General features: G+C 69.5%; 20 protein-coding genes and 2 tRNA genes. 14 read left to right on the top strand and 8 right to left on the bottom strand.

Features of this window, described 5'->3' with window-relative positions; all coding sequences use genetic code 11:
• Positions 1–152 precede the first annotated feature (152 nt).
• Together ACO057_RS02855 and ACO057_RS02850 are read right to left on the bottom strand one after the other, a co-directional pair.
• The gene (locus tag ACO057_RS02855) at positions 153–503 is read right to left on the bottom strand and encodes a DUF6968 family protein (protein ID WP_421988836.1); all 351 of its coding nucleotides are present in this window, start codon (positions 501–503) and stop codon (positions 153–155) included.
• A 319-nt stretch (positions 504–822) separates the two neighbouring features.
• Positions 823–912: transfer RNA gene (locus ACO057_RS02850), tRNA-Ser, on the bottom strand.
• A gap of 233 nt (positions 913–1,145) precedes the next feature.
• Here ACO057_RS02850 and rplU point away from each other — a divergent pair.
• From rplU to ACO057_RS02825, 5 genes are all read left to right on the top strand, one after another.
• Positions 1,146–1,460: a 50S ribosomal protein L21 gene (rplU, locus tag ACO057_RS02845; protein WP_421988835.1), complete on the top strand. Its 315-nt coding sequence runs from the start codon at positions 1,146–1,148 to the stop codon at positions 1,458–1,460.
• Between the two features lie 12 nt (positions 1,461–1,472).
• Positions 1,473–1,742, top strand: a complete 270-nt coding sequence (gene rpmA, locus ACO057_RS02840) for a 50S ribosomal protein L27 (protein ID WP_421988834.1) — start codon at positions 1,473–1,475, stop codon at positions 1,740–1,742.
• Positions 1,743–1,811: 69 nt separating this feature from the next.
• Positions 1,812–2,804, top strand: a complete 993-nt coding sequence (gene obgE, locus ACO057_RS02835; RefSeq protein WP_421988833.1) for a GTPase ObgE — start codon at positions 1,812–1,814, stop codon at positions 2,802–2,804.
• Positions 2,805–2,920: 116 nt separating this feature from the next.
• Positions 2,921–3,601 (top strand): polysaccharide deacetylase family protein, encoded by a 681-nt coding sequence (locus tag ACO057_RS02830; RefSeq protein WP_421988832.1) that lies wholly within the window; start codon positions 2,921–2,923, stop codon positions 3,599–3,601.
• The gene (locus tag ACO057_RS02825) at positions 3,598–4,566 is read left to right on the top strand and encodes a Bug family tripartite tricarboxylate transporter substrate binding protein (protein WP_421988831.1); all 969 of its coding nucleotides are present in this window, start codon (positions 3,598–3,600) and stop codon (positions 4,564–4,566) included. Before ACO057_RS02830 ends, ACO057_RS02825 begins: the two co-directional genes overlap by 4 nt.
• A gap of 21 nt (positions 4,567–4,587) precedes the next feature.
• Here the strand turns inward: ACO057_RS02825 and pip are convergent, their stop codons facing one another.
• Together pip and ACO057_RS02815 are read right to left on the bottom strand one after the other, a co-directional pair.
• Positions 4,588–5,535 (bottom strand): prolyl aminopeptidase, encoded by a 948-nt coding sequence (gene pip / locus ACO057_RS02820; RefSeq protein WP_421988830.1) that lies wholly within the window; start codon positions 5,533–5,535, stop codon positions 4,588–4,590.
• Positions 5,536–5,607: 72 nt separating this feature from the next.
• A complete protein-coding gene (locus tag ACO057_RS02815; RefSeq protein ID WP_421988829.1) occupies positions 5,608–6,249 on the bottom strand; it encodes a class I SAM-dependent methyltransferase in 642 nt (213 codons plus the stop codon).
• Between the two features lie 151 nt (positions 6,250–6,400).
• Here ACO057_RS02815 and ACO057_RS02810 point away from each other — a divergent pair, with 151 nt between their 5' ends.
• The 7 genes from ACO057_RS02810 to ACO057_RS02780 all read left to right on the top strand — a co-directional run bounded on the left by ACO057_RS02810 (position 6,401) and on the right by ACO057_RS02780 (position 11,282).
• Positions 6,401–7,150 (top strand): hypothetical protein, encoded by a 750-nt coding sequence (locus tag ACO057_RS02810; protein ID WP_421988828.1) that lies wholly within the window; start codon positions 6,401–6,403, stop codon positions 7,148–7,150.
• Positions 7,151–7,203: 53 nt separating this feature from the next.
• Positions 7,204–8,088 carry a metal ABC transporter solute-binding protein, Zn/Mn family gene (locus ACO057_RS02805; RefSeq protein WP_421988827.1) on the top strand — a complete coding sequence of 295 codons (885 nt, stop codon included), beginning with the start codon at positions 7,204–7,206 and terminating at the stop codon, positions 8,086–8,088.
• Positions 8,075–8,746 (top strand): deoxyribonuclease V, encoded by a 672-nt coding sequence (nfi, locus tag ACO057_RS02800; protein ID WP_421988826.1) that lies wholly within the window; start codon positions 8,075–8,077, stop codon positions 8,744–8,746. Before ACO057_RS02805 ends, nfi begins: the two co-directional genes overlap by 14 nt.
• A 10-nt stretch (positions 8,747–8,756) precedes the next feature.
• Positions 8,757–9,095 (top strand): DUF423 domain-containing protein, encoded by a 339-nt coding sequence (locus ACO057_RS02795; RefSeq protein ID WP_421988825.1) that lies wholly within the window; start codon positions 8,757–8,759, stop codon positions 9,093–9,095.
• The gene (locus ACO057_RS02790; RefSeq protein ID WP_421988824.1) at positions 9,092–9,988 is read left to right on the top strand and encodes an SAM-dependent methyltransferase; all 897 of its coding nucleotides are present in this window, start codon (positions 9,092–9,094) and stop codon (positions 9,986–9,988) included. Before ACO057_RS02795 ends, ACO057_RS02790 begins: the two co-directional genes overlap by 4 nt.
• Before the next feature lie 72 nt (positions 9,989–10,060).
• Positions 10,061–11,152, top strand: a complete 1,092-nt coding sequence (locus ACO057_RS02785) for an enolase C-terminal domain-like protein (RefSeq protein ID WP_421988823.1) — start codon at positions 10,061–10,063, stop codon at positions 11,150–11,152.
• Positions 11,153–11,207: 55 nt separating this feature from the next.
• Positions 11,208–11,282, top strand: a tRNA-Gly gene (locus ACO057_RS02780).
• A 296-nt stretch (positions 11,283–11,578) separates the two neighbouring features.
• On the opposite strand, the gene ACO057_RS02775 is transcribed toward ACO057_RS02780, so the two are convergent.
• Together ACO057_RS02775 and ACO057_RS02770 are read right to left on the bottom strand one after the other, a co-directional pair.
• The gene (locus ACO057_RS02775; protein ID WP_421988822.1) at positions 11,579–12,649 is read right to left on the bottom strand and encodes a PAS domain S-box protein; all 1,071 of its coding nucleotides are present in this window, start codon (positions 12,647–12,649) and stop codon (positions 11,579–11,581) included.
• A gap of 191 nt (positions 12,650–12,840) precedes the next feature.
• Positions 12,841–13,842: a Bug family tripartite tricarboxylate transporter substrate binding protein gene (locus ACO057_RS02770; RefSeq protein ID WP_421988821.1), complete on the bottom strand. Its 1,002-nt coding sequence runs from the start codon at positions 13,840–13,842 to the stop codon at positions 12,841–12,843.
• Positions 13,843–13,972: 130 nt separating this feature from the next.
• Here ACO057_RS02770 and ACO057_RS02765 point away from each other — a divergent pair, with 130 nt between their 5' ends.
• Positions 13,973–15,184 carry a CaiB/BaiF CoA transferase family protein gene (locus ACO057_RS02765; protein ID WP_421988820.1) on the top strand — a complete coding sequence of 404 codons (1,212 nt, stop codon included), beginning with the start codon at positions 13,973–13,975 and terminating at the stop codon, positions 15,182–15,184.
• Between the two features lie 56 nt (positions 15,185–15,240).
• On the opposite strand, the gene ACO057_RS02760 is transcribed toward ACO057_RS02765, so the two are convergent.
• Together ACO057_RS02760 and ACO057_RS02755 are read right to left on the bottom strand one after the other, a co-directional pair.
• Positions 15,241–16,542, bottom strand: a complete 1,302-nt coding sequence (locus ACO057_RS02760; protein ID WP_421988819.1) for a leucine-rich repeat-containing protein kinase family protein — start codon at positions 16,540–16,542, stop codon at positions 15,241–15,243.
• A 59-nt stretch (positions 16,543–16,601) separates the two neighbouring features.
• Positions 16,602–16,865 carry a DksA/TraR family C4-type zinc finger protein gene (locus ACO057_RS02755; protein ID WP_421988818.1) on the bottom strand — a complete coding sequence of 88 codons (264 nt, stop codon included), beginning with the start codon at positions 16,863–16,865 and terminating at the stop codon, positions 16,602–16,604.
• Between the two features lie 198 nt (positions 16,866–17,063).
• Here ACO057_RS02755 and ACO057_RS02750 point away from each other — a divergent pair, with 198 nt between their 5' ends.
• Positions 17,064–17,756, top strand: a complete 693-nt coding sequence (locus ACO057_RS02750; RefSeq protein WP_421988817.1) for a Crp/Fnr family transcriptional regulator — start codon at positions 17,064–17,066, stop codon at positions 17,754–17,756.
• Positions 17,757–17,760: the final 4 nt, after the last annotated feature.

Raw genomic sequence — 17,760 nt, 5'->3', positions numbered from 1 at the left:
GGAGTGTGGTATGGTGGGGAACGGATTGTCCGCTTCAATTGCGCTGCGCCGGCCCATCGCGCTGGACCAAGATAAATCGGGGCTGAAGCGTGGAAGCGGCAGTTCGCTATGCTGTCTGGAGACGCAGGGGATGCCCAACAGACATCGATTGATCACTTCGGCTCGCTGACCCCACGCGCGGAACGTATCGGTGGTGAGGGCAACCCGAAATCCTCCGTGTCGCCTAACCAAGACAATCTCCCCTGTCCGTTCTCCGCGGAAATCTCCACGTCGACGGAAGCGCAATAGAGTGCATTTACGAGCGCCTGCATGGCATCCTCACCGCCAAATCGCCCCTTCCAGTTCGTAAGCGGGCCGACAATCTCGTATGCGCAGAACCAGCAGTCGCCTTCGGGCGCAAGCGCTGGACGACCAATCCTGAGATGGAACACTGGCTTGCCGTCGACCTCCATAACCCTGGAGGCGATGACGTCGATGGGTTCATCACTTGGGGAATTGGGCATCTTGAACTACCTCCCTAGCGATCCGCCTCGCGGCCCTCGGCCAGGGAGACACCGACATCGTCGTGCTCCTCTCGCGGAGAATCAATACGCGTATGGGCTCAGACGGATACAGATCTGCCGTCTACCAAACTAAACAATTACCGGTTGGGGCGGCCCAGAGCGGTCGCCATGCAAGAAAATCGCCGCAGTGGACCCAATGAGCGGCGGAGGTGCGCTCAGATGGATTCCATTGTGCAGGGTTTCGCTCGCTTCGCTTGAGTACAGAAGGGCTGCGCAAATCAGAGCGAAAAGCGGCGTAGAGGAGTGAAATTCCGCGAACTGGCGGACAGGGTGGGATTCGAACCCACGGTAGGCTTGCACCTACTCCGGTTTTCGAGACCGGCGCGATCGACCACTCCGCCACCTGTCCTGGCCGCGCCGCCGTATAGGGCGGCCTGCGCCTCCATGCAACGGGGGGCCTGCGAGCCAAGTCACGAGGGCGACTTGACTCAAGCCCCTCCTCCCCCCTAAACGGCCCCTCCCGGTCGGCGCTTTCGTGTCGCCCGAGGTCGTTCATGGGGGATCCCTCTCCCGGCAGGCGGCCGAACTTTTTCAAGTTTCACGGGCTGTTCGCTTCTGCGGATGGCCCCAAGGACGCGTGTGATGACCTTCGCAGTGATCCGTACCGGCGGAAAACAGTACCGGGTGACGCCGAATGCGGTGCTCGTCGTTGAGAAGCTCGAGGCCGAGCCTGGCTCGACCGTGACCTTCCACGAAGTGCTCGCCCTGAGCAGCGAGGCTGGCCTTCAGCTCGGCGCCCCGACCGTGCCTGGTGCGTCCGTCACCGCGACGGTGATCGACCAGAACCGTGGCGACAAGGTGCTGATCCTCAAGAAGCGCCGTCGCAAGAACAGCCGCCGCAAGCGCGGCCACAAGCAGATGCAGACCGTGCTCCGCATCTCCGCTATCGCAGCGTAAGGAGCGACAGAGATGGCACATAAAAAGGCAGGCGGCTCCTCTCGCAACGGGCGTGACTCGCCCGGCCAGAGGCTTGGCGTGAAGAAGTTCGGCGGCGAGCACGTGCTGGCCGGCAACATCCTCGTCAAGCAGCGCGGCACCAAGATGAAGCCGGGCCGCAATGTCGGCCTGGGCCGCGACCACACGATCTTCTCGCTGGTCGAAGGCCATGTGAAGTTCGAGCGGAAGGCCGAGGACCGCGTCCACGTCTCCGTCGAGCCCATGAAGATGGCCGCCGAGTAATTCTGCGCTTCCCTCGAAGTGCGGCAACGGGGGCCCATCGTGGCCCCCGTTTGCGTTTGAAGGCCCATCATGAAATTTCTCGACGAAGCCAAGGTGTTCATCAAGTCGGGAGACGGCGGCGACGGCGTCATCGCCTTCCGGCGTGAGCGCTTCATCGAGTTCGGCGGCCCCGACGGCGGCAATGGCGGCCGCGGCGGCCATGTCTATGCCGAGGCGGTGGACGGGCTGAACACCCTCATCGACTACCGCTATGCCCAGCATTTCAAGGCCCGCAAGGGCGGCAACGGCGCGGGCAGCGACCGCACGGGCGCCGGCGCCGACGACGTGATCATGAAGGTCCCCGTGGGGACGCAGATCCTCGACGAGGACCGCGAGACGCTGATTGCCGACCTCGACGAGCCGGGCAAGCGCTTCATGCTCGCCCAGGGCGGCGATGGCGGCTTCGGCAATGCGAACTTCAAGAGCTCGACCAATCGCGCCCCCCGCCGCGCCGACAAGGGCTGGCCGGGCGAGGAGAAGTGGGTCTGGCTGCGGCTGAAGCTCATCGCCGATGCCGGGCTGGTCGGGCTGCCGAATGCCGGCAAGTCGACGCTGCTGGCCGCCTCCTCCGCGGCGCGGCCGAAGATCGCCGACTACCCCTTCACCACCCTGCACCCCCAGCTCGGCGTCGTGCGGCTGAACGCCACCGAGGAATTCGTGCTGGCCGACATCCCCGGCCTGATCGAGGGCGCCAGCGAGGGCGCGGGCCTCGGCACGCGCTTCCTGGGCCATGTCGAGCGCTGCCGCGTGCTGCTGCATCTGATCGACGGCAGCCAGGGCGACCCGGCCGGCGCCTATCGCATGATCCGCAACGAGCTCGCGGAATATGGCGGCGGCCTGGACGAGAAGCCGGAGATCGTCGTGCTGAACAAGGTCGATGCGATGACGCCGCAGGGCAAGGCCTCGCGCGTCAAGGCGCTCGAGAAGGCCTGCGGGACCAAGGTCATGCTCGCCGCCGGCGCCACCGGCGAGGGCGTGCCGGCCGTGCTGCGCGCCATCATGGACCGCGTTCGCGCGAAATAGGCGCGCGGCGGCGCCATGGAGCCCCGCCGCGACACCTTGCACCGCGGGCCGCTCTACGCTCCTGTCTCCGTCCAATCAGGGGGGCGGGTCTTGAGACATCTGAAGCTGGCGGACCGGTGAGCGATTCGCCTGGATTCACCGTCATGCCGCCGATCTGCCTGACCTTCGACAACGGTCCCGAGCCGGAGGTGACGCCCGGCGTGCTGGACGTGCTGGCGCGCCGCGGGCTGGCCGCGACTTTTTTCGTCATCGGGAAGAAACTTCGCGCGCCCGCTGCCTTCGCCCTCGCCGAAAGGGCCCGGGCCGAAGGGCACCGAATCGGCAATCACACCTTCACCCACGGCGAATCGCTCGGGCGCCGCAGCGCGGCCGAGGCGGTGGCCGAGATCGCGCAGACCGACGCGCTCATGGGCGCGCTGCATGGGCCAGAGCGCCTGTTCCGGCCGAATGGCGGCGGCGGCGCGATCGGACCGCATCTGCTGAACGCGGCCGCGCTGCGCCATCTCGAAGCCCAGCGGCATACGGTCGTGCTGTGGAATGCCGTGCCCGGCGATTTCCGCGACCCCGAAGGCTGGCCCGGCACCGCGCGCGCCATGCTCGATTCGGCCCGCGAGCCGGTACTGCTCGTGCTGCACGACCTGCCGAACGGCGCCATGCGCCATCTCGACCGCTTTCTCGGCACCCTGCTCGATGCCGGCGTCGTCTTCACGCAAGAGCCGCCGCCCGCCTGCGTGCCGCTGCGCCGCGGCCTCGATGAGGGCGATATCGCCCGCTACGTCACGGAGGAAACCACATGAACAACCTGCCCCGCCGCGGCCTGCTGAGCGCAGCGGCCCTCTTGCCCATGGCCGCCGCCGCGCAGCCCGCCGCCTGGCCCGACCGTCCGGTGCGGCTGGTCGTGCCCTTCCCGCCGGGAACGACGACCGACACGCTCGGCCGGCTGCTGGGGAATTTCCTCTCGCCGCGCCTCGGCCAGCCCGTCGTGGTGGAGAATCGCTCCGGCGCGGGCGGCGGCGTGGGCGCGGCCTCGGTGGCGCGATCGGCGCCCGATGGACTGACCCTCCTCCTCGGCACCATCGGCACCCAGGCGGTGAATCCGAACCTGGTTCGCGACATCGGTTATGATCCGCTGCGCGATTTCGCGCCGATCTCGACCTATGTGCAGACGCCGGTCGTGCTCGGCGTACGGCCCGCGCTCGGCGTTTCGACCGTGAGCGAGCTGGTGGCGCTCGGGAAGCAGCGCAACCTGACCTTCGCCTCCGCCGGCATCGGCACCACCGGGCATCTGTCCCAGGCGCTGTTCAGCCTGCGGGGCGACGTCGCGACCACCCATGTGCCCTATCGCGATGGCGGGCGGGCAGTGACGGACCTCATCTCGGGCCAGGTGGATGCCATGTTCTACCACCCGCTCGGCTTCCTGCCGCATATCCAGGCCGGCACGATTCGCCCGCTGGCGGCGACCGGACATGCGCGCAGCCCGGTCCTGCCCCAGGTGCCGACCATGGCGCAGGCCGGCCTCGCCGACTTCGTGGTGGAGGGCTGGTGGGCGATCTATGCCGCGGCCGGCACGCCGGCGCCGGTCGTCGCGCGGCTGAACACGCTGGTGAATGCGGCGCTGGTCGATCCCGACACGGCCGAGGCGCTGCGCCGCCAGGGCGTGCAGACCATGGGCGGCACGTCCGAGGCGCTGGCGGAGCTCACGCGGAGCGAGGTGACGAATTGGCGCGAGGTGATCCGCGCGGCCGGCATCACCGCCGACTGATGGGCGACGCCCGGCGGCGGGCTACCGCCGCCGGAAGCGCTCGACCGCGCTGACCAGCGCGGTCCGGATTCCCGGCTCGAGCGCCGAATGCCCGGCATCCGGCACCACGGTCAGCCGCGCGCGCGGCCAGTTCAGCGCCAGCTCGAAGGCCGTCTCGGCCGGGCAGACCATGTCATAGCGGCCCTGGATGATCTCGGCCGGGATCTGCGCGATGGAATCCATCCCCGCCAGCAGCCCGCCCTCGCGCAGGAAGAGCTTGTGCTCGAAATAATGCGCCTCGATGCGCGCGAGGCCGAGCGCCGTGCGGTCCTGCGCGAAGCTCGCCACGGTTTCGGGGCTGGGCAGCAAGGTGGAGCAGCTGCCCTCGTAATGGCTCCAGGCGCGGGCGGCCTGCAGGTGCACGGCCGGGTCGGGATCGGTGAGGCGGCGCAGATAGGCGCCCAGCAGGTCATGCCGCTCGGCCGCGGGGATATGCTCGGCGAAGGCGGCCCAGGCATCGGGGAAGAAGCGGCGAAGGCCGTGGAGGAACCAGTCCACCTCCTCGTCGCGCCCGAGGAAGACGCCGCGCAGCACGCAGCCGGTCACGCAGGCGGGATGCGCCTGGGCATAGGCCAGCGCCAGGGTCGAGCCCCAGGACCCGCCGAAGAGCAGCCACTTCTCGACGCCGAGGAAGCGCCGCAGCGTCTCGATGTCCTCGACCAGATGCGGCGTGGTGTTGGACTTCAGCTCGCCAAGCGGGCGGGAGCGGCCGGCCCCGCGCTGATCGAAGACGATCAGCCGCCAATGGGCGGGATCGAAGAAGCGGCGATGCACCGCCCCCGCGCCCGCGCCGGGGCCTCCATGAAGGAAGAGCACGGGCTGGCCGCGCGGATTGCCGACCTGCTCCCAATACATGACGTGGCCGTCGCCCAAGGGCAGCAGGCCGGTCTCGAAGGGGGCTATGTCGGGGAAGAGGTCGCCGCGCGGCATGGGAATCCGGTTCAGGGGCCGAAGTTAAGCGAAGTCAATCTAGGTCAGACGAGGCCCCGCCTCCAGACCCAATTACGAAAGCTTGCGTTCCAGAAGTAACAACCCGTCGAGCTCGGGCGCCTGGGGCCAATCCAGGGTTCGGCTTCCCAGGATTCCAAAGCCCAGGCGGTCCGCGACATGCAGGAAGACGTCGAGGCTGCCGAAGTTCCGCCAATGCGTGTTCTGATGGTAGAAGCCGCCGGGATTCTGCCGGTTGTTCGAGACATGCAGCAAGGCCCGCCCGCCCGGCCGAAGCACGCGATGCGTCTGTCGCAGGTATTCGATCACGTCCAGCAGCTCGAAATGCACCATGGCGTCGTAGCAGAAGAGGGCGCTGTAGCCGCCATCCTCGCAGCCCGGCAGGTCGTTGCCGGCATTGACGATGTATTTCACCTTGTCCTGGCTGGCGAAGCGCTCCCGGCAGGCGGCGATGTTGCGGGGCTCGAAATCGACGAGGGTGATCTCGCCCACCTGGTCCAGGATCTGCTCGGCATGCCGGCCGTGCCCGCAGGCCAGCTCGATCACCCGCGTCAGGTCGAGCTCACGGAAGAAGGGCAGGAACTTGCTGTTGGGCGCCCAGAAGGTGCCGAGCCATCCTTCGGCATCGCTGTAATAGCGCGCCTCCACCCAATCCATGGCGATGGCGTTGCGAATTTCGGCATTGCGGTCGGCCATGGAAAAGAGCGGCTCCTCGCCCAAAGAGGCTCAAACTAGGCGCGGCCGCTCCGCACTGGAACCCGGCCGTTCCGGATCGATGGAAATTGATCGCCTGCGCCGCGCATTTGCCCCTTTCGTCCCTTGCCCTCCCTCCCCTAATTTAGGCGCAATGTCACAACCGCGACCTGCCAACAGCTCTGCCTCCGTCGCCTCGCGCGACGCCGTTTGCGGCGTGTGCGGAACGGAGAGCCGCCAGAGCGCCTTCCGGCCCGGCGCGCCCGAGCAGGCGCCCGATCTCGACCTGCGGCCCGGCCAGCCCGTGCGCGCGACGATGCCGCGCTGGCTGCAGCAGTGCCCCCATTGCGGCTATGCGGCGCCCGACATCACCCAGGCGCATCCGGCCGCCGCCCAGGCCGTGGGCGCGGCCAATTTCCGCGCGCTGCTGAACGACGCCTCGCACCCGCCGCTCGCCCGGCGCTTCCTCGCCTGGGCGCTTGTGCTGGAGGAGACTGGCGCGCTGCATGCCGCCGCCGAGGCCACGCTGCATGCGGCCTGGACGGCCGACGATCTGGGCAAGGCGGATCTGGCGCGGTCCTGGCGGATGGAGGCGGTGGCGATGTGGCGCAGCGGCCCGCCGCTGGACGCCGAGCAGAAGGTCCGCGTGGTGGATGCCCTGCGCCGCGCCGAGGAGTGGACCGACGCGGCCCATACCGCCCGCACCCTGCTGCGCGAGGACCCGCCCGAGGCGGTCGCGCAGGTCCTGCTGCTGGAGCTGCGGCTGATCGAGGCGGAGGACACCACCCGCCACAGCGTGGCGACCGCCCTGCCCCCACCGCTGCGCCTGCCGCGGCCACCGCAGCGAAGCATCAAGCGCGGCGAAGGCCTGCGCGGCTGGATCAAGCGCCTGCTCGGGCGTTGACCTTTGGGCCAGATCGGCCGATAGGTTATAAAGTAACACTCATCGGACGTTCCATGCACCGCCGTCTCCTTTTGGCCGCCGGCGCGGCCCTTCCCGTCGCCGCGCGCGCGCAATCCGCCGTCCCGGCCATGGCCTCCTTCTCCATCCTCGGCGACCTGCTGCGCGAGGTCGGCGGGGAGCGCGTGGCCGCGGGGGTGATCGCGGGGCCGGACACCGACACGCATCATTTCCAGCCCCGCCCCTCCCACGCCGAGGCGCTGCGCGGCGCGCGGATCGCGATCCGCAACGGGGCGGGCTTCGACGCCTGGTTCGACCGGCTGCTCGCCTCCACGCGCTTCGCCGGCGTGACGGTGACGGCGACCGAGGGCCTGGCGCTGCGTCCCGCCACGGGGCACAGCCATGGTGGGAAGGACCCGCATGCCTGGCAGGATGTCCGCCTCGCGATCGGCTATGTCCGCAATATCGAGGCCGGCCTGCTCCGGGCCGATCCGGCCGGCGCCGAGGTCTATCGCGCCCGCGCCGCCGATTATGCGCGCCGGCTGGAGGCGCTGGACGGCTGGATCCGCGCCCAGGTCGCCACGGTACCCGAGGCGCGTCGCGTCGTGGTCACCAGCCATGACGCCTTCGGCTATTTCGGCGCGGCCTATGGCGTGCGCTTCCTCGCCCCGCAGGGCATGTCGGCCGATGCGGAGCCCTCGGCCCAGCAGGTGGCGGCGCTGATCCGGATGATCCGCGCCCAGGGGGTCACGGCGGTCTTCCTGGAGAATATCGGCAATCCCGCGACCCTGCGGCGGCTTGCCCAGGAAGCGGGGGTGCGGGTGCGCGGGCGGCTCTATGCCGATGCGCTCTCCGCGCCCGACGGCCCTGCCGCGAGCTACGAGGCCATGATGCGCGCCAATGTCGGGCTGCTGGTGCCCGCGATGCGTGGCGAGGGCTGACCTCGCGGCCCTGCGGGCGCAGCAGCTCGCCCTCGCCGCGAGGGTGATCCGGGAGGATGCGCTGCCGACCGCGCCGCGCTTCATCGGCGGCGTGGACGTCTCCTGCTCGCGCTTCGATCCGACGCAGCGGGTCTATGCGGCCATCGTCGTGCTGGAATGGCCCGGCCTCGCCGTGGTGGACCAGGCCGGCGTCGCCGCCGCGCCGGACCTTCCCTATCTCACCGGCTTCCTCGGATTCCGCGAGGTGCCCGCGGCCATGGAGGCCTTCGCGCGACTGCGCGTGAAGCCGGAACTGCTGATGGTGGACGGCCAGGGCATCGCCCATCCGCGCCGCTTCGGCATCGCATCCCATCTCGGCGTGATGCTGGACCTGCCCGCCATCGGCGTGGGCAAGTCGCGGCTGGTGGGCGTGCCCGAAGCCCCTCTGGCCGAGGAAGCCGGCAGCGAGGCCCGCCTGCGCGATCGCGGCGAGGAGGTCGGCGCGCTGCTGCGCACGCGGGCGCGCGCCAATCCGCTCTGGATCTCCATCGGCCATCGCGTCTCGCTGCCCACGGCGCTGCGCTGGGTGCGCGCGACGGGCACGGGGCGCCGACTCCCCGAGCCGACGCGACTCGCCCATGAGGCAGCCGGCATGGTGCGCCGCGCCGCGGGCGGGTAGTTTCCGGCCCATGCAACGTTTCTGCTTCAGTCTTGCGGGGGTCTTCGGGCTGCTCGCCGTCGGCCTCGCCGCGATCGGCGCCCATGCCGCGCTGGATTCGCGCGAGATGGTGCAGAGCGTGGCCCTCCTGCTCGGCTGGCACGCGCCGGCGCTGATCGGCTTCGGCCTGTGGAACCGCAGGCACGGCTTTCTCACCGCGGGCATGCTCGTGCTGGGGATGATCCTCTTCGCCGGGGCGGTGCTGTACCGCGCCTTCACCGGGATCTCGCTGGGGCCGGTCGCGCCGACGGGCGGGACGATCCTGATGCTCGGCTGGGCGCTGCTCGCCGTGACCGCGTGGCGCAAATGATCGCCGCCGCCTACCTCGCCGACGAGGGCCTGGAGCAGCCGCTGGCCGAGGAACTGGAGCGCTCCGGCCGCACCATCTCCTCCTGGCATGGACGCCTGGCGCTCTCGCCCGAACCGGCGGCCCCCGCCGCCTGGGCGCTCGATATCTGGGATGCGCCGCGCCTCATCGAAGCACCCTCCGTGAAGCTCGCCGCCGACGGTCTGCGCGCCATCCAGCGCAACTGGTCGCTGGTGCCGGGCGAGGCGCATCACCGCCGCGCCGCACTCATCGAGGAGCGCCTGCCGCCCGTGAAGGGCCGCGCCCTCGCCTTCCCCGAGCCGGCGCCGACCGGCCATCTGGGCGGTTGGACGCTGCTGACGGGCGACACCATCCTCGCCTCGCCCACCAAGTCCTCGCCCTTCCCCGGCGGCGCGCCGCGCTTCGTGGAGGACCGCGAGGGGCCGCCGTCGCGCGCCTATCTGAAGCTCTGGGAGGGGCTGACGCGGATCGGACGCCACCCGCAGCCCGGCGAGACCTGCCTCGACCTCGGCGCCTCGCCCGGCGGCTGGACCTGGGCTTTCGCCAAGCTCGGCGCGACGGTGACGGCGGTCGACAAGGCGCCGATCGACGCGCGCGTCATGGCCATGCCCGGCGTGTCCTGGCGCCAGGAGAGCGCCTTCGGCCTGCCGCCCGAGAAGGTCGATTGGCTGTTCAGCGACGTGATCTGCTACCCCAAGCGGCTGCTCGGCTTGGTCGGGCGCTGGCAGGGCTTCGCGACGAACTTCTTCTGCTCGGTGAAGTTCCAGGGCGAGACGGATCACGACATCGCCGCGGAATTCGCGGCCATCCCGGGCGCGATGCTCTTCCACTCCGCGCACAACAAGCACGAGCTGACCTTCGTCGTGCTGGGCTGACTTGGCCAAGGGGACTGGGCCAGGGCGCGGAAACGCGCTCCGATGGCTCCCAAGAATTCCGGGAGCAACGACATGACCACCGCGCTGACCATCCGCAGCGTCCAGATCCGCGCCGTCGATGCGCCCATGGACCCGCCGCTGCGCAACAGCCTCAACGTCATCGATCGCGCACCGCTGGTCATCGCCGAGATCCAGACCGAGCAGGGCCCGCGCGGCACCGCCTATGCCTTCGCCTATGCGCCCTCGGCCCTGGGGCCGCTGGCGGCACTCACGCGCAATATCGGCGCCTCGCTGATCGGTCGCACCGTCGCGCCCGTCGCGCTCTGGGACGAGTTGCAGAACGGCCATCGCCTGCTCGGCGCCGAGGGGCTGGTGGAGATGGCCATCTCCGTCCTCGACATGGCGCTGTGGGATGCCCTGGCGAAGGCCGCGCGCATGCCCCTGGCACGGCTGCTGGGCGGCGACCTCGCCCCCATCCCCGCCTATGGCAGCCTGCGCGGCTGGGGCCCCGCCATGGTGGCCGAGGAGGCCGGGCGGACCGTGGCGGCGCTCGGCGTGCGGGCGGTGAAGTTCAAGCTGGGCGCGCCGCGCCTCGCCGACGACATCGCGACCATCCGCGCCGTGCGCGAGGCCGTGGGCGATTCGGTCGAGATCCTGGTGGACTATAACCAGGGCCTCGACCGGCCCGAGGCGCTGCGGCGCGGCCTGGCCGTGCAGGCGGAAGGCGTGCGCTGGATCGAGGAGCCGCTGCATGTCACGGATGACGAGGGCCTCGCCTGGCTCTCCGGCCAGCTGGAGGTGCCCATCCAGGGCGGCGAGAACTGGTGGGGCGTCACCGGCATGGCCCGCAGCCTGGCGGCGCGCGCAACGGATCTCTGCATGCCCGACGTGATGAAGATGGGCGGCGTCACCGGCTTCCTGCGCGGCATGGCCCTGGCGGGTGCGCATCGCGTGCCGCTGTCCTCGCACATCTTCATCGAGGCGAGCGCCCACCTGCTGAGCGTGTCACCCAACCGGCACTACCTGGAGCACCTGGATATCGCGGGCGCGCTGCTGAAGGAGCCGCTGGTGGTGAAGGACGGAAACGCCCTGATCCCCGATCGTCCGGGCCTCGGTTTGGAGTGGGAGGAGGCCGCGCTGGTCCGCCATGCCGCAAACGCATGAGGGGGGTGGGTTGCCAACCCTCAGAAGACATGGCAAATACTCACTCACGGAGCGGGCGGGCGTAGCTCAGGGGTAGAGCACGACCTTGCCAAGGTCGGGGTCGAGGGTTCGAATCCCTTCGCCCGCTCCAGTCTTCCCCGAACACACATTCTCTCATGGATCAGGCTGGCACTAAAGTCCGGTTGGGCTGCACGCCCTTGATGGGCCGTTGATCGAACACTCAAGAAATTTGTTCTCGGTGCGGCGGAGAATCTCCGAGCCTTGAGGCCTCAGCGATTCGGCCAACAAGATTCAAAGCCCTGAAATCGTAAAATTCTGCGCCAGCCTCATAGGCTGGATTTCGTCGTCGGCACTGCCGGGCGGTTGAGCCGCCGGCGCAGACCGTGCGGCAGCCCCATGCGGCGGTGGCGTTGAACCCATACCCTCCTATTCCAGGCCCGCCGCCTCACTGATGATGTTGCAAAGCGGGATGCGGAGCTCGATCGCGATGCCCGCGGCGGCCCAGTTCCGCGTGATGGTTCCATCGAGCCCCTGGACGGTCCCCCGCTCGAGCAGACTGCCGAAGCCTTCCTGCTGCGGCTTCGTCACGAGCGGTCCCCCGACCTCCGTCCAATCCAGAACGACCGTCTCATCGCGAATCGTCGCATGTGCGACGACATGCCCATCGGGTCGCAGCAGCGCGCCATATTTGGCGGCGTTCGTCGCGAATTCGTGGAGCAGCAGGGCAAGAGAGGTGAGCGCGGAGGACCGAAGCGGGACATCGGTTCCGCTGATCGCCAGTCGCGGATTTCCTCCCAGGGTGTGCGGCTCGAAAATTGCCCGCAGCAGCGAGAAGAGCGTCGTACCCACTTCCCCCGCCGCGGCGTTGCTCATGTCCGGAAGCGTCAGCTCATGCGCGCGCGCCAGGGCCAGGATCCGCTCCCGAAGCACATCGGCCAGCTCGTCCATATCGCCGGCGGTGTGCCGGCTGATGGAAAGCAGGCCGGTGACGACGGCGAAGAGATTCTTCACCCGGTGATTCATCTCGCGCAGCAGCAGGTCCTTCTGATGCTCGGCGCGCTTGATCGCCGTGATGTCGCGGGCAATCTTGGACGCACCGATGATCCGCCCGTCCTGGTCTCGAACGGGCGAAACGGTGAGCGATATCTCGACGAGACTGCCGCTCTTCTGCCGGCGCTGGGTCTGGAAATGCTCCACCCGTTCGCCATGGCGGATGCGGTTCAGAATTTCCGCTTCCTCGTGAAGGCGCTCCTCCGGAATGAGCAGGGTGATCGGCTGTCCGATCGCTTCTTCCGGGGTGTAGTGGAACAGGCTCTGCGCACCTCGGTTCCAGCTCAATATGACGCCGTCCAGGGATTTGCTGATAATCGCGTCGTCCGAATTTTCGACGATGGCGGCCAGCAAAGCGACCGCACTCTCGGACCTGTCGACGGTGTGGCCCGTCAAATGGGGCGCTCCGCAAGGATCGGCATCGCAGTTTTCAATACGTTCATCCATGGGACGGGCGAAGCCCGATTACGGCATTGCGGCACGCCGAAGTTCCAACCGGCACCTCGGCAGCCACACGACCTCAATATGGCCCGCCCCAATACCACATCGAAGCGGGATCGTCCGCCGGAGCCACCGGAACTTGCAATCGCCAAATGGTTTGCAAAGAAGGAATGGCCCGAAAGCACGGCGCGCGCCCCTCAATCGACGCGGATATCCGCCGAGCGGACCAGCGCCGCATGTCGCTGCACCTCCGCGCCCAGGAACCGCCCCAGGCTCTCCGGCGGTCCACCGGCCGCGCCGTCCGCAATCTCCAGTCCCTGCTGCACGAGCCATTCACGGGCCGGGCTGTCGAGCATCTCGTTCACCGCCCCATTGATCGCGGCGATGATCTGCGGCGGCGTCCCCTTGGGCGCGAGCCAGGCGAACCAGGTGCCCATCACCACGCCAGCGTAGCCGGCCTCGGCCGTGGTCGGCACCTCGGGCAGGACGGCGGCGCGCTTTTCGGACAGCACGGCCAGGACGCGGATCTCGCCCCCACGGGCCAGGGGCACCGCGCCCGGCGCGCCGAGGAACATGGCGCTGACGCGCCCCGCGATCGTGTCGGTCGTGGCCGCCGCCGGCGAGCTATAGGGCACGTGCGTGAGCTGCGTGCCGGTCGCGGCGGCCAGCATCGCGCCGGCCAGATGCATGGAGCTGCCGTTGCCCGTAGAGCCGAAGGTCACCGCGCCGGGATTGGCCCGCGCCATCGCCACGAAATCCGCCATGGTCCGCACGGGTGAATCCTTGCCCACGACGAGCGCGTTGGGAATGGCGCCGAAGCGCACGATCGGGTCGAAATCGCGCTGCGAGTCGAAGGTGAGGTTGGGATAGAGCGCCATGTTGGTGGCGAGCGGCCCGGCCCAGCCGAAGAGCAGCGTGTAGCCATCGGCCGGAGAGCGCGCGGCCGCCATCATGCCGACATTGCCCGAGGCGCCCGGCCGGTTCTCGATGACGAAAGCCTGGCCGAAGCGCCGGGTGAATTCCTGCGCGCCGTAGCGGGCCAGCGGATCGGAGGAGCCGCCTCCCGCCGCGGGAACGATGATCCGCACGGGCTGTCGCGGCCAGGCGGGTTGGGCCAAGGCGGGCTGGACCAAGGCGGGCGCCGCGAGCCATCCGCCCGCCGCGCCGAGGAGAATCCTGCGGCCCAATCCTATGGTCATTCCCGTTCTCTCCCGGCGCCGGACTTGTCGCCCTTGCGTCTTTGACGGCAGCTTTGCACGCGTGCTTTTTTTGTCCACAAGCATGTACAAAATCGCCCGCCCTCAGGCCGGGCCGGGGGTCGCAAAAGCCATGGCTGGTCCGCTCGACGGAATCCGCGTTCTCGACCTCACCTCGACCCTGATGGGCCCCTATGCCACGCAAACCCTGGCCGACATGGGCGCCGAGGTGGTGAAGGTGGAACCGCCCGAGGGCGATATCGTCCGCCACATCGGCCCCGGGCGGAATCCCGGCATGGGGCCGATCTTCCTCAACACGAACCGCGGCAAGCGAAGCCTCGTGCTCGACCTCAAGAAGCGGGAGGGACGGGAGGCCGCGCTGCGCCTGGCCGCCCGTTCGGACGTGATGGTCTACAACCTGCGCCCGCATTCGATGGAGCGGCTGGGCCTGGGCTACGAGGCGGTGGCCGCGGTCAATCCGCGCATCGTCTATACCGGCGTCTACGGCTTCGGGCAGGAAGGGCCCTATGCCGCCTTGCCCGCCTATGACGACCTGATGCAGGGCGCGACCGGCGTCGCCTCGCTGAATGCGCGCATCGGCGGCGGCACGCCGGGCTATGTGCCGCTCGGGCTGGTGGACCGCATCGTAGGGCTCGCGGCCTCGGGCGCCATCTCCGCTGCGCTGCTGCACCGGGAGAGGACCGGCCTCGGTCAGCGCGTGGACGTGCCGATGTTCGAGACGATGCTGCCCTTCGTGCTGGGCGATCATCTCGGCGGGCTGTCCTTCGATCCGCCGCTCGACCAGGGCGGCTATGCGCGGATGCTCTCGCCGGGGAGGCGGCCCTATCGCACGCGCGACGGCTGGATCTGCGCCATGGTCTATACGGACAAGCACTGGCGCAGCTTCTGCGCGGGCCTCGACATGCCCGACCTCGTCGCCACCGATCCGCGCTTCGCGGATCATGGCGCGCGCATCGCCCATATCGACGAGATCCTGGACATGGTCTCCGGCATCCTGGCGCAGCGCGACACGGCCGAGTGGATGGCCTTCTTCGCCAAGGCCGACATCCCCGCCATGCCGGTGAACGAACTGCCCGCGCTCTTCGACGACCCGCATCTGCGCGCCACCGGCTTCTTCGAGGCGGAGGAGCATCCGACGGAGGGCCGGCTCAACCGCCCCGCCATCGGCCCGCGCTGGTCGGCGAGCCCGACCGGCGAGCGCCGCCCCGCGCCCCGCCTCGGCGCCGATGGCGCGGAGGTGCTGCGGGAGGCGGGATATTCCGACGAGGAGATCGCGGAGCTCGCCGCCGTCGGCGCCACGCGATGGTCCAAGGCGGGCGCTTAGCCCTCGCGAAGCCGGCCAGAGCGAAGATGCCGGCGGCACTCTCGGCGGCTCGCTCGCTAGGACGACCCCAGGGCGCCGGCCACCTCGGCCATGGCGGGCCGCCGCGAGGATCGCGGCTGGAGGCATCGCTGCCGCATCTCCCGGAGCGCCGTGAGCTCGTCCCCGCCCCTCCCGGCCAGCGCCAGGAGCTCGCCGAGCAGGATCCCGAAGGCCCGGACCTCCACGCGCTGAAGCGCGCCGCCCGTCTCGTCCGGCAGGAAGCAGGCCGCGCCGAAATCGCTCAGCATCGCCTCGCCGGCCGCTCCGTCCCAAAGGATGTTGTGGGCATAGAGGTCGCCATGCAGCAGGCCCCGGCCATGCAGATGCGCAACCGCCGCGGCGATCCGCCGCGCGATGCGAAGCGCGACCGGCGCGTCCAGGCGCAAGGCGGGATCATAGACGTCGCGGGTGCAGCTCTCGAGGCTGGGCGGCCCGGCGAGGACGCGCCAATGCGCGGGCACCAGGGGCATGAGCAGCCCCTCCACACCCTCGGGATGCGCGTGCAACCGCCCGAGCGCGCCGACCAGCTGGGGATGCGGACCCGCGGCGAGGCAGGCGGCCATCTCCCGCTCGGGCAGGCCGTCGCTCGTCATCGCGCCCTTGAACAGCTTCAGCGCCGCTGGCCGGCGGGCGACATCGCCTTCGGCCTGCCAGAGCACGTGATGCACGCGGCCCGATGCCCCCTGCCCCAGCAATGAGCCCAGCTCCAGCTCGGGCCAATCCACGGCTCGGGCGGCGGGCACGGTACTCGCATCGAAGGGATTTCCGGCCCAGGCCAGCCAGGCCAGGGTCGGGTGCGCGGCCATCCAGGGCGGCAGGGCCTCGAAGCGATTGGCGGCGATCCGCAGTAGCTCGAGGCCGGGCGCTTCGCCCAGGCTCTCCGGAAGCTGCCGCAGCTGGTTGCCGGACAGCATGAGCTTCTGCAGCGCCGGCCGCTGGCCCAACGCGGCCGGCAGCGTCTCGATGCGGTTGTCGGTCAGGGTGAGCCAGCGCAGGCGCGGCGGCAGAGCCTCGGCGGGCACCTCGCGCAGGCCCACGCCCCGAAAACCGATCTGGCTGAGCGCCGCGCAATCGCCGAGCGCGGGCGGCAGGCGCTCGAAGCGATTGCCCGAGCAGAACAGCACGCGCAGATGCCGCAACCGCCCCAGATCGTCCGGCAGCATGGACAGGGCGTTGAAGCCGAGGTCGAGCACTTCCAGGCTCTCGGCCAGACCGAATATCTCGGGCGGGAATTCGGTGAGGCCGCAGCCGCCGAGCCGCAGCTCGCGCGCGCCCGCCAGCGCTCCACGCCGCAACGCATCCAGGGTCGCCAGGCTCATGCGCGCCCGCTTAGCAGCGATCCCGGCCCGTGGCACGGCCCCGGGGCAAGGCCACCGCGCTATTTGAGCTGGCTGTCCTTGCTGCCCCGGCGATTGATTCCGACGTTCACCGGACGTCGATCGCGTTCGGACTGGCAGGTCACGCAGGTTCGCACCCCGATGATCGCCTCGCGCCGGGCCTGCGGGATCTCCTCACCGCATGCGCTGCAATGCATCTGGCTCTCGCCGGCAGGGATCGCCGCCCGCGCCCTCAGAACGCCATCGGTGACCGTGTCGTCGATCTGGTCCTGCACCGCCCCGTCCGGAGCCCATCCCGTTGCCATGGTCGCCGTCCTCCTCGATCCGCCTCGGCCGGAGAGATGGGGTGGGCCTGGCCGGGATCAAAGCCCGGCGGAAAAACGGCCCGACGCTGCCGCTGCCCTGGCCAGCGTCAGGACAGGGGCGCGGATCATGCCGGATATGGTACTGTTACGGCCGCGGGCGGTCGAAGGCCCCCTTTTTGCCGGACGGAAGGATCTCCCGTGGCCCAGATTTGCAGCGAATGCGCGGTCCGTGATCAGTCGCTTTGCGGCAGCCTTTCCGACACCGAGCTCACGACCCTCAACAGCATCGGCCGCTCGCGCCACCTCAACCGCGGCGAGACGCTGGTCTGGGCCGGCGACGACGCGCTGGTCTGCGCCAATCTGCTTTCGGGAGTGCTGAAGCTCAGCGCCTCCACGGCCGATGGGCGCGAGCAGATCGTGGGCCTGCTCTACCCGGCCGATTTCGTCGGCCGCCCCTTCGCGGAGGAGGCCGAGCACAGCATCACCGCGCTCACGGATGTCGAGCTCTGCGTGTTTCCGCGCAAGGGATTCGAGAACGCGCTGGAGACCCATGCGCGGCTGGAACGGATGCTCCTGCGCCGCACCCTCTGCGCCCTCGACGAGGCGCGCGCCCGCATGCTGATGCTGGGCCGCAAGACCGCCGAGGAGAAGGTCGCGAGCTTCCTGATCGACATGGCGCTCCACCTCGCGCGCAACACCGCCTCGCGCGTCACGGAATTCGAATTGCCGGTCACGCGCGCGCAGATCGCCGACGTGCTTGGCCTCACCATCGAGACGGTCAGCCGCCAGCTCACCAAGCTGAAGCGCGACAGGCTGATCGACCTGCCCACCGGCCGCCAGGTCATGATCCTCGACCGGGGCGCGCTGCGCCTGCGCTCCGAGGCGGCCTGACGCC

The organism is Roseococcus sp., assembly GCF_965227005.1.
In the GTDB taxonomy this organism is placed as follows: Bacteria; Pseudomonadota; Alphaproteobacteria; order Acetobacterales; family Acetobacteraceae; genus Roseococcus.
Note: the sequence above shows the minus strand (reverse complement) of the source record. Positions and strands in the feature narration are given on the sequence as shown.

Coding starts and splice junctions, on each gene's coding strand:
- ACO057_RS02825 (WP_421988831.1), top strand. CDS start 3,598: ATGAACAACCTGCCCCGCCGCGGCCTGCTGAGCGCAGCGGCCCTCTTG.
- ACO057_RS02785 (WP_421988823.1), top strand. CDS start 10,061: ATGACCACCGCGCTGACCATCCGCAGCGTCCAGATCCGCGCCGTCGAT.
- obgE (WP_421988833.1), top strand. CDS start 1,812: ATGAAATTTCTCGACGAAGCCAAGGTGTTCATCAAGTCGGGAGACGGC.
- ACO057_RS02815 (WP_421988829.1), bottom strand. CDS start 6,249: ATGGCCGACCGCAATGCCGAAATTCGCAACGCCATCGCCATGGATTGG.
- ACO057_RS02810 (WP_421988828.1), top strand. CDS start 6,401: ATGTCACAACCGCGACCTGCCAACAGCTCTGCCTCCGTCGCCTCGCGC.
- ACO057_RS02855 (WP_421988836.1), bottom strand. CDS start 503: ATGCCCAATTCCCCAAGTGATGAACCCATCGACGTCATCGCCTCCAGG.
- ACO057_RS02765 (WP_421988820.1), top strand. CDS start 13,973: ATGGCTGGTCCGCTCGACGGAATCCGCGTTCTCGACCTCACCTCGACC.
- ACO057_RS02760 (WP_421988819.1), bottom strand. CDS start 16,542: ATGAGCCTGGCGACCCTGGATGCGTTGCGGCGTGGAGCGCTGGCGGGC.
- rplU (WP_421988835.1), top strand. CDS start 1,146: ATGACCTTCGCAGTGATCCGTACCGGCGGAAAACAGTACCGGGTGACG.
- pip (WP_421988830.1), bottom strand. CDS start 5,535: ATGCCGCGCGGCGACCTCTTCCCCGACATAGCCCCCTTCGAGACCGGC.
- ACO057_RS02775 (WP_421988822.1), bottom strand. CDS start 12,649: ATGGATGAACGTATTGAAAACTGCGATGCCGATCCTTGCGGAGCGCCC.
- ACO057_RS02790 (WP_421988824.1), top strand. CDS start 9,092: ATGATCGCCGCCGCCTACCTCGCCGACGAGGGCCTGGAGCAGCCGCTG.
- ACO057_RS02795 (WP_421988825.1), top strand. CDS start 8,757: ATGCAACGTTTCTGCTTCAGTCTTGCGGGGGTCTTCGGGCTGCTCGCC.
- ACO057_RS02755 (WP_421988818.1), bottom strand. CDS start 16,865: ATGGCAACGGGATGGGCTCCGGACGGGGCGGTGCAGGACCAGATCGAC.
- ACO057_RS02770 (WP_421988821.1), bottom strand. CDS start 13,842: ATGACCATAGGATTGGGCCGCAGGATTCTCCTCGGCGCGGCGGGCGGA.
- ACO057_RS02805 (WP_421988827.1), top strand. CDS start 7,204: ATGCACCGCCGTCTCCTTTTGGCCGCCGGCGCGGCCCTTCCCGTCGCC.
- rpmA (WP_421988834.1), top strand. CDS start 1,473: ATGGCACATAAAAAGGCAGGCGGCTCCTCTCGCAACGGGCGTGACTCG.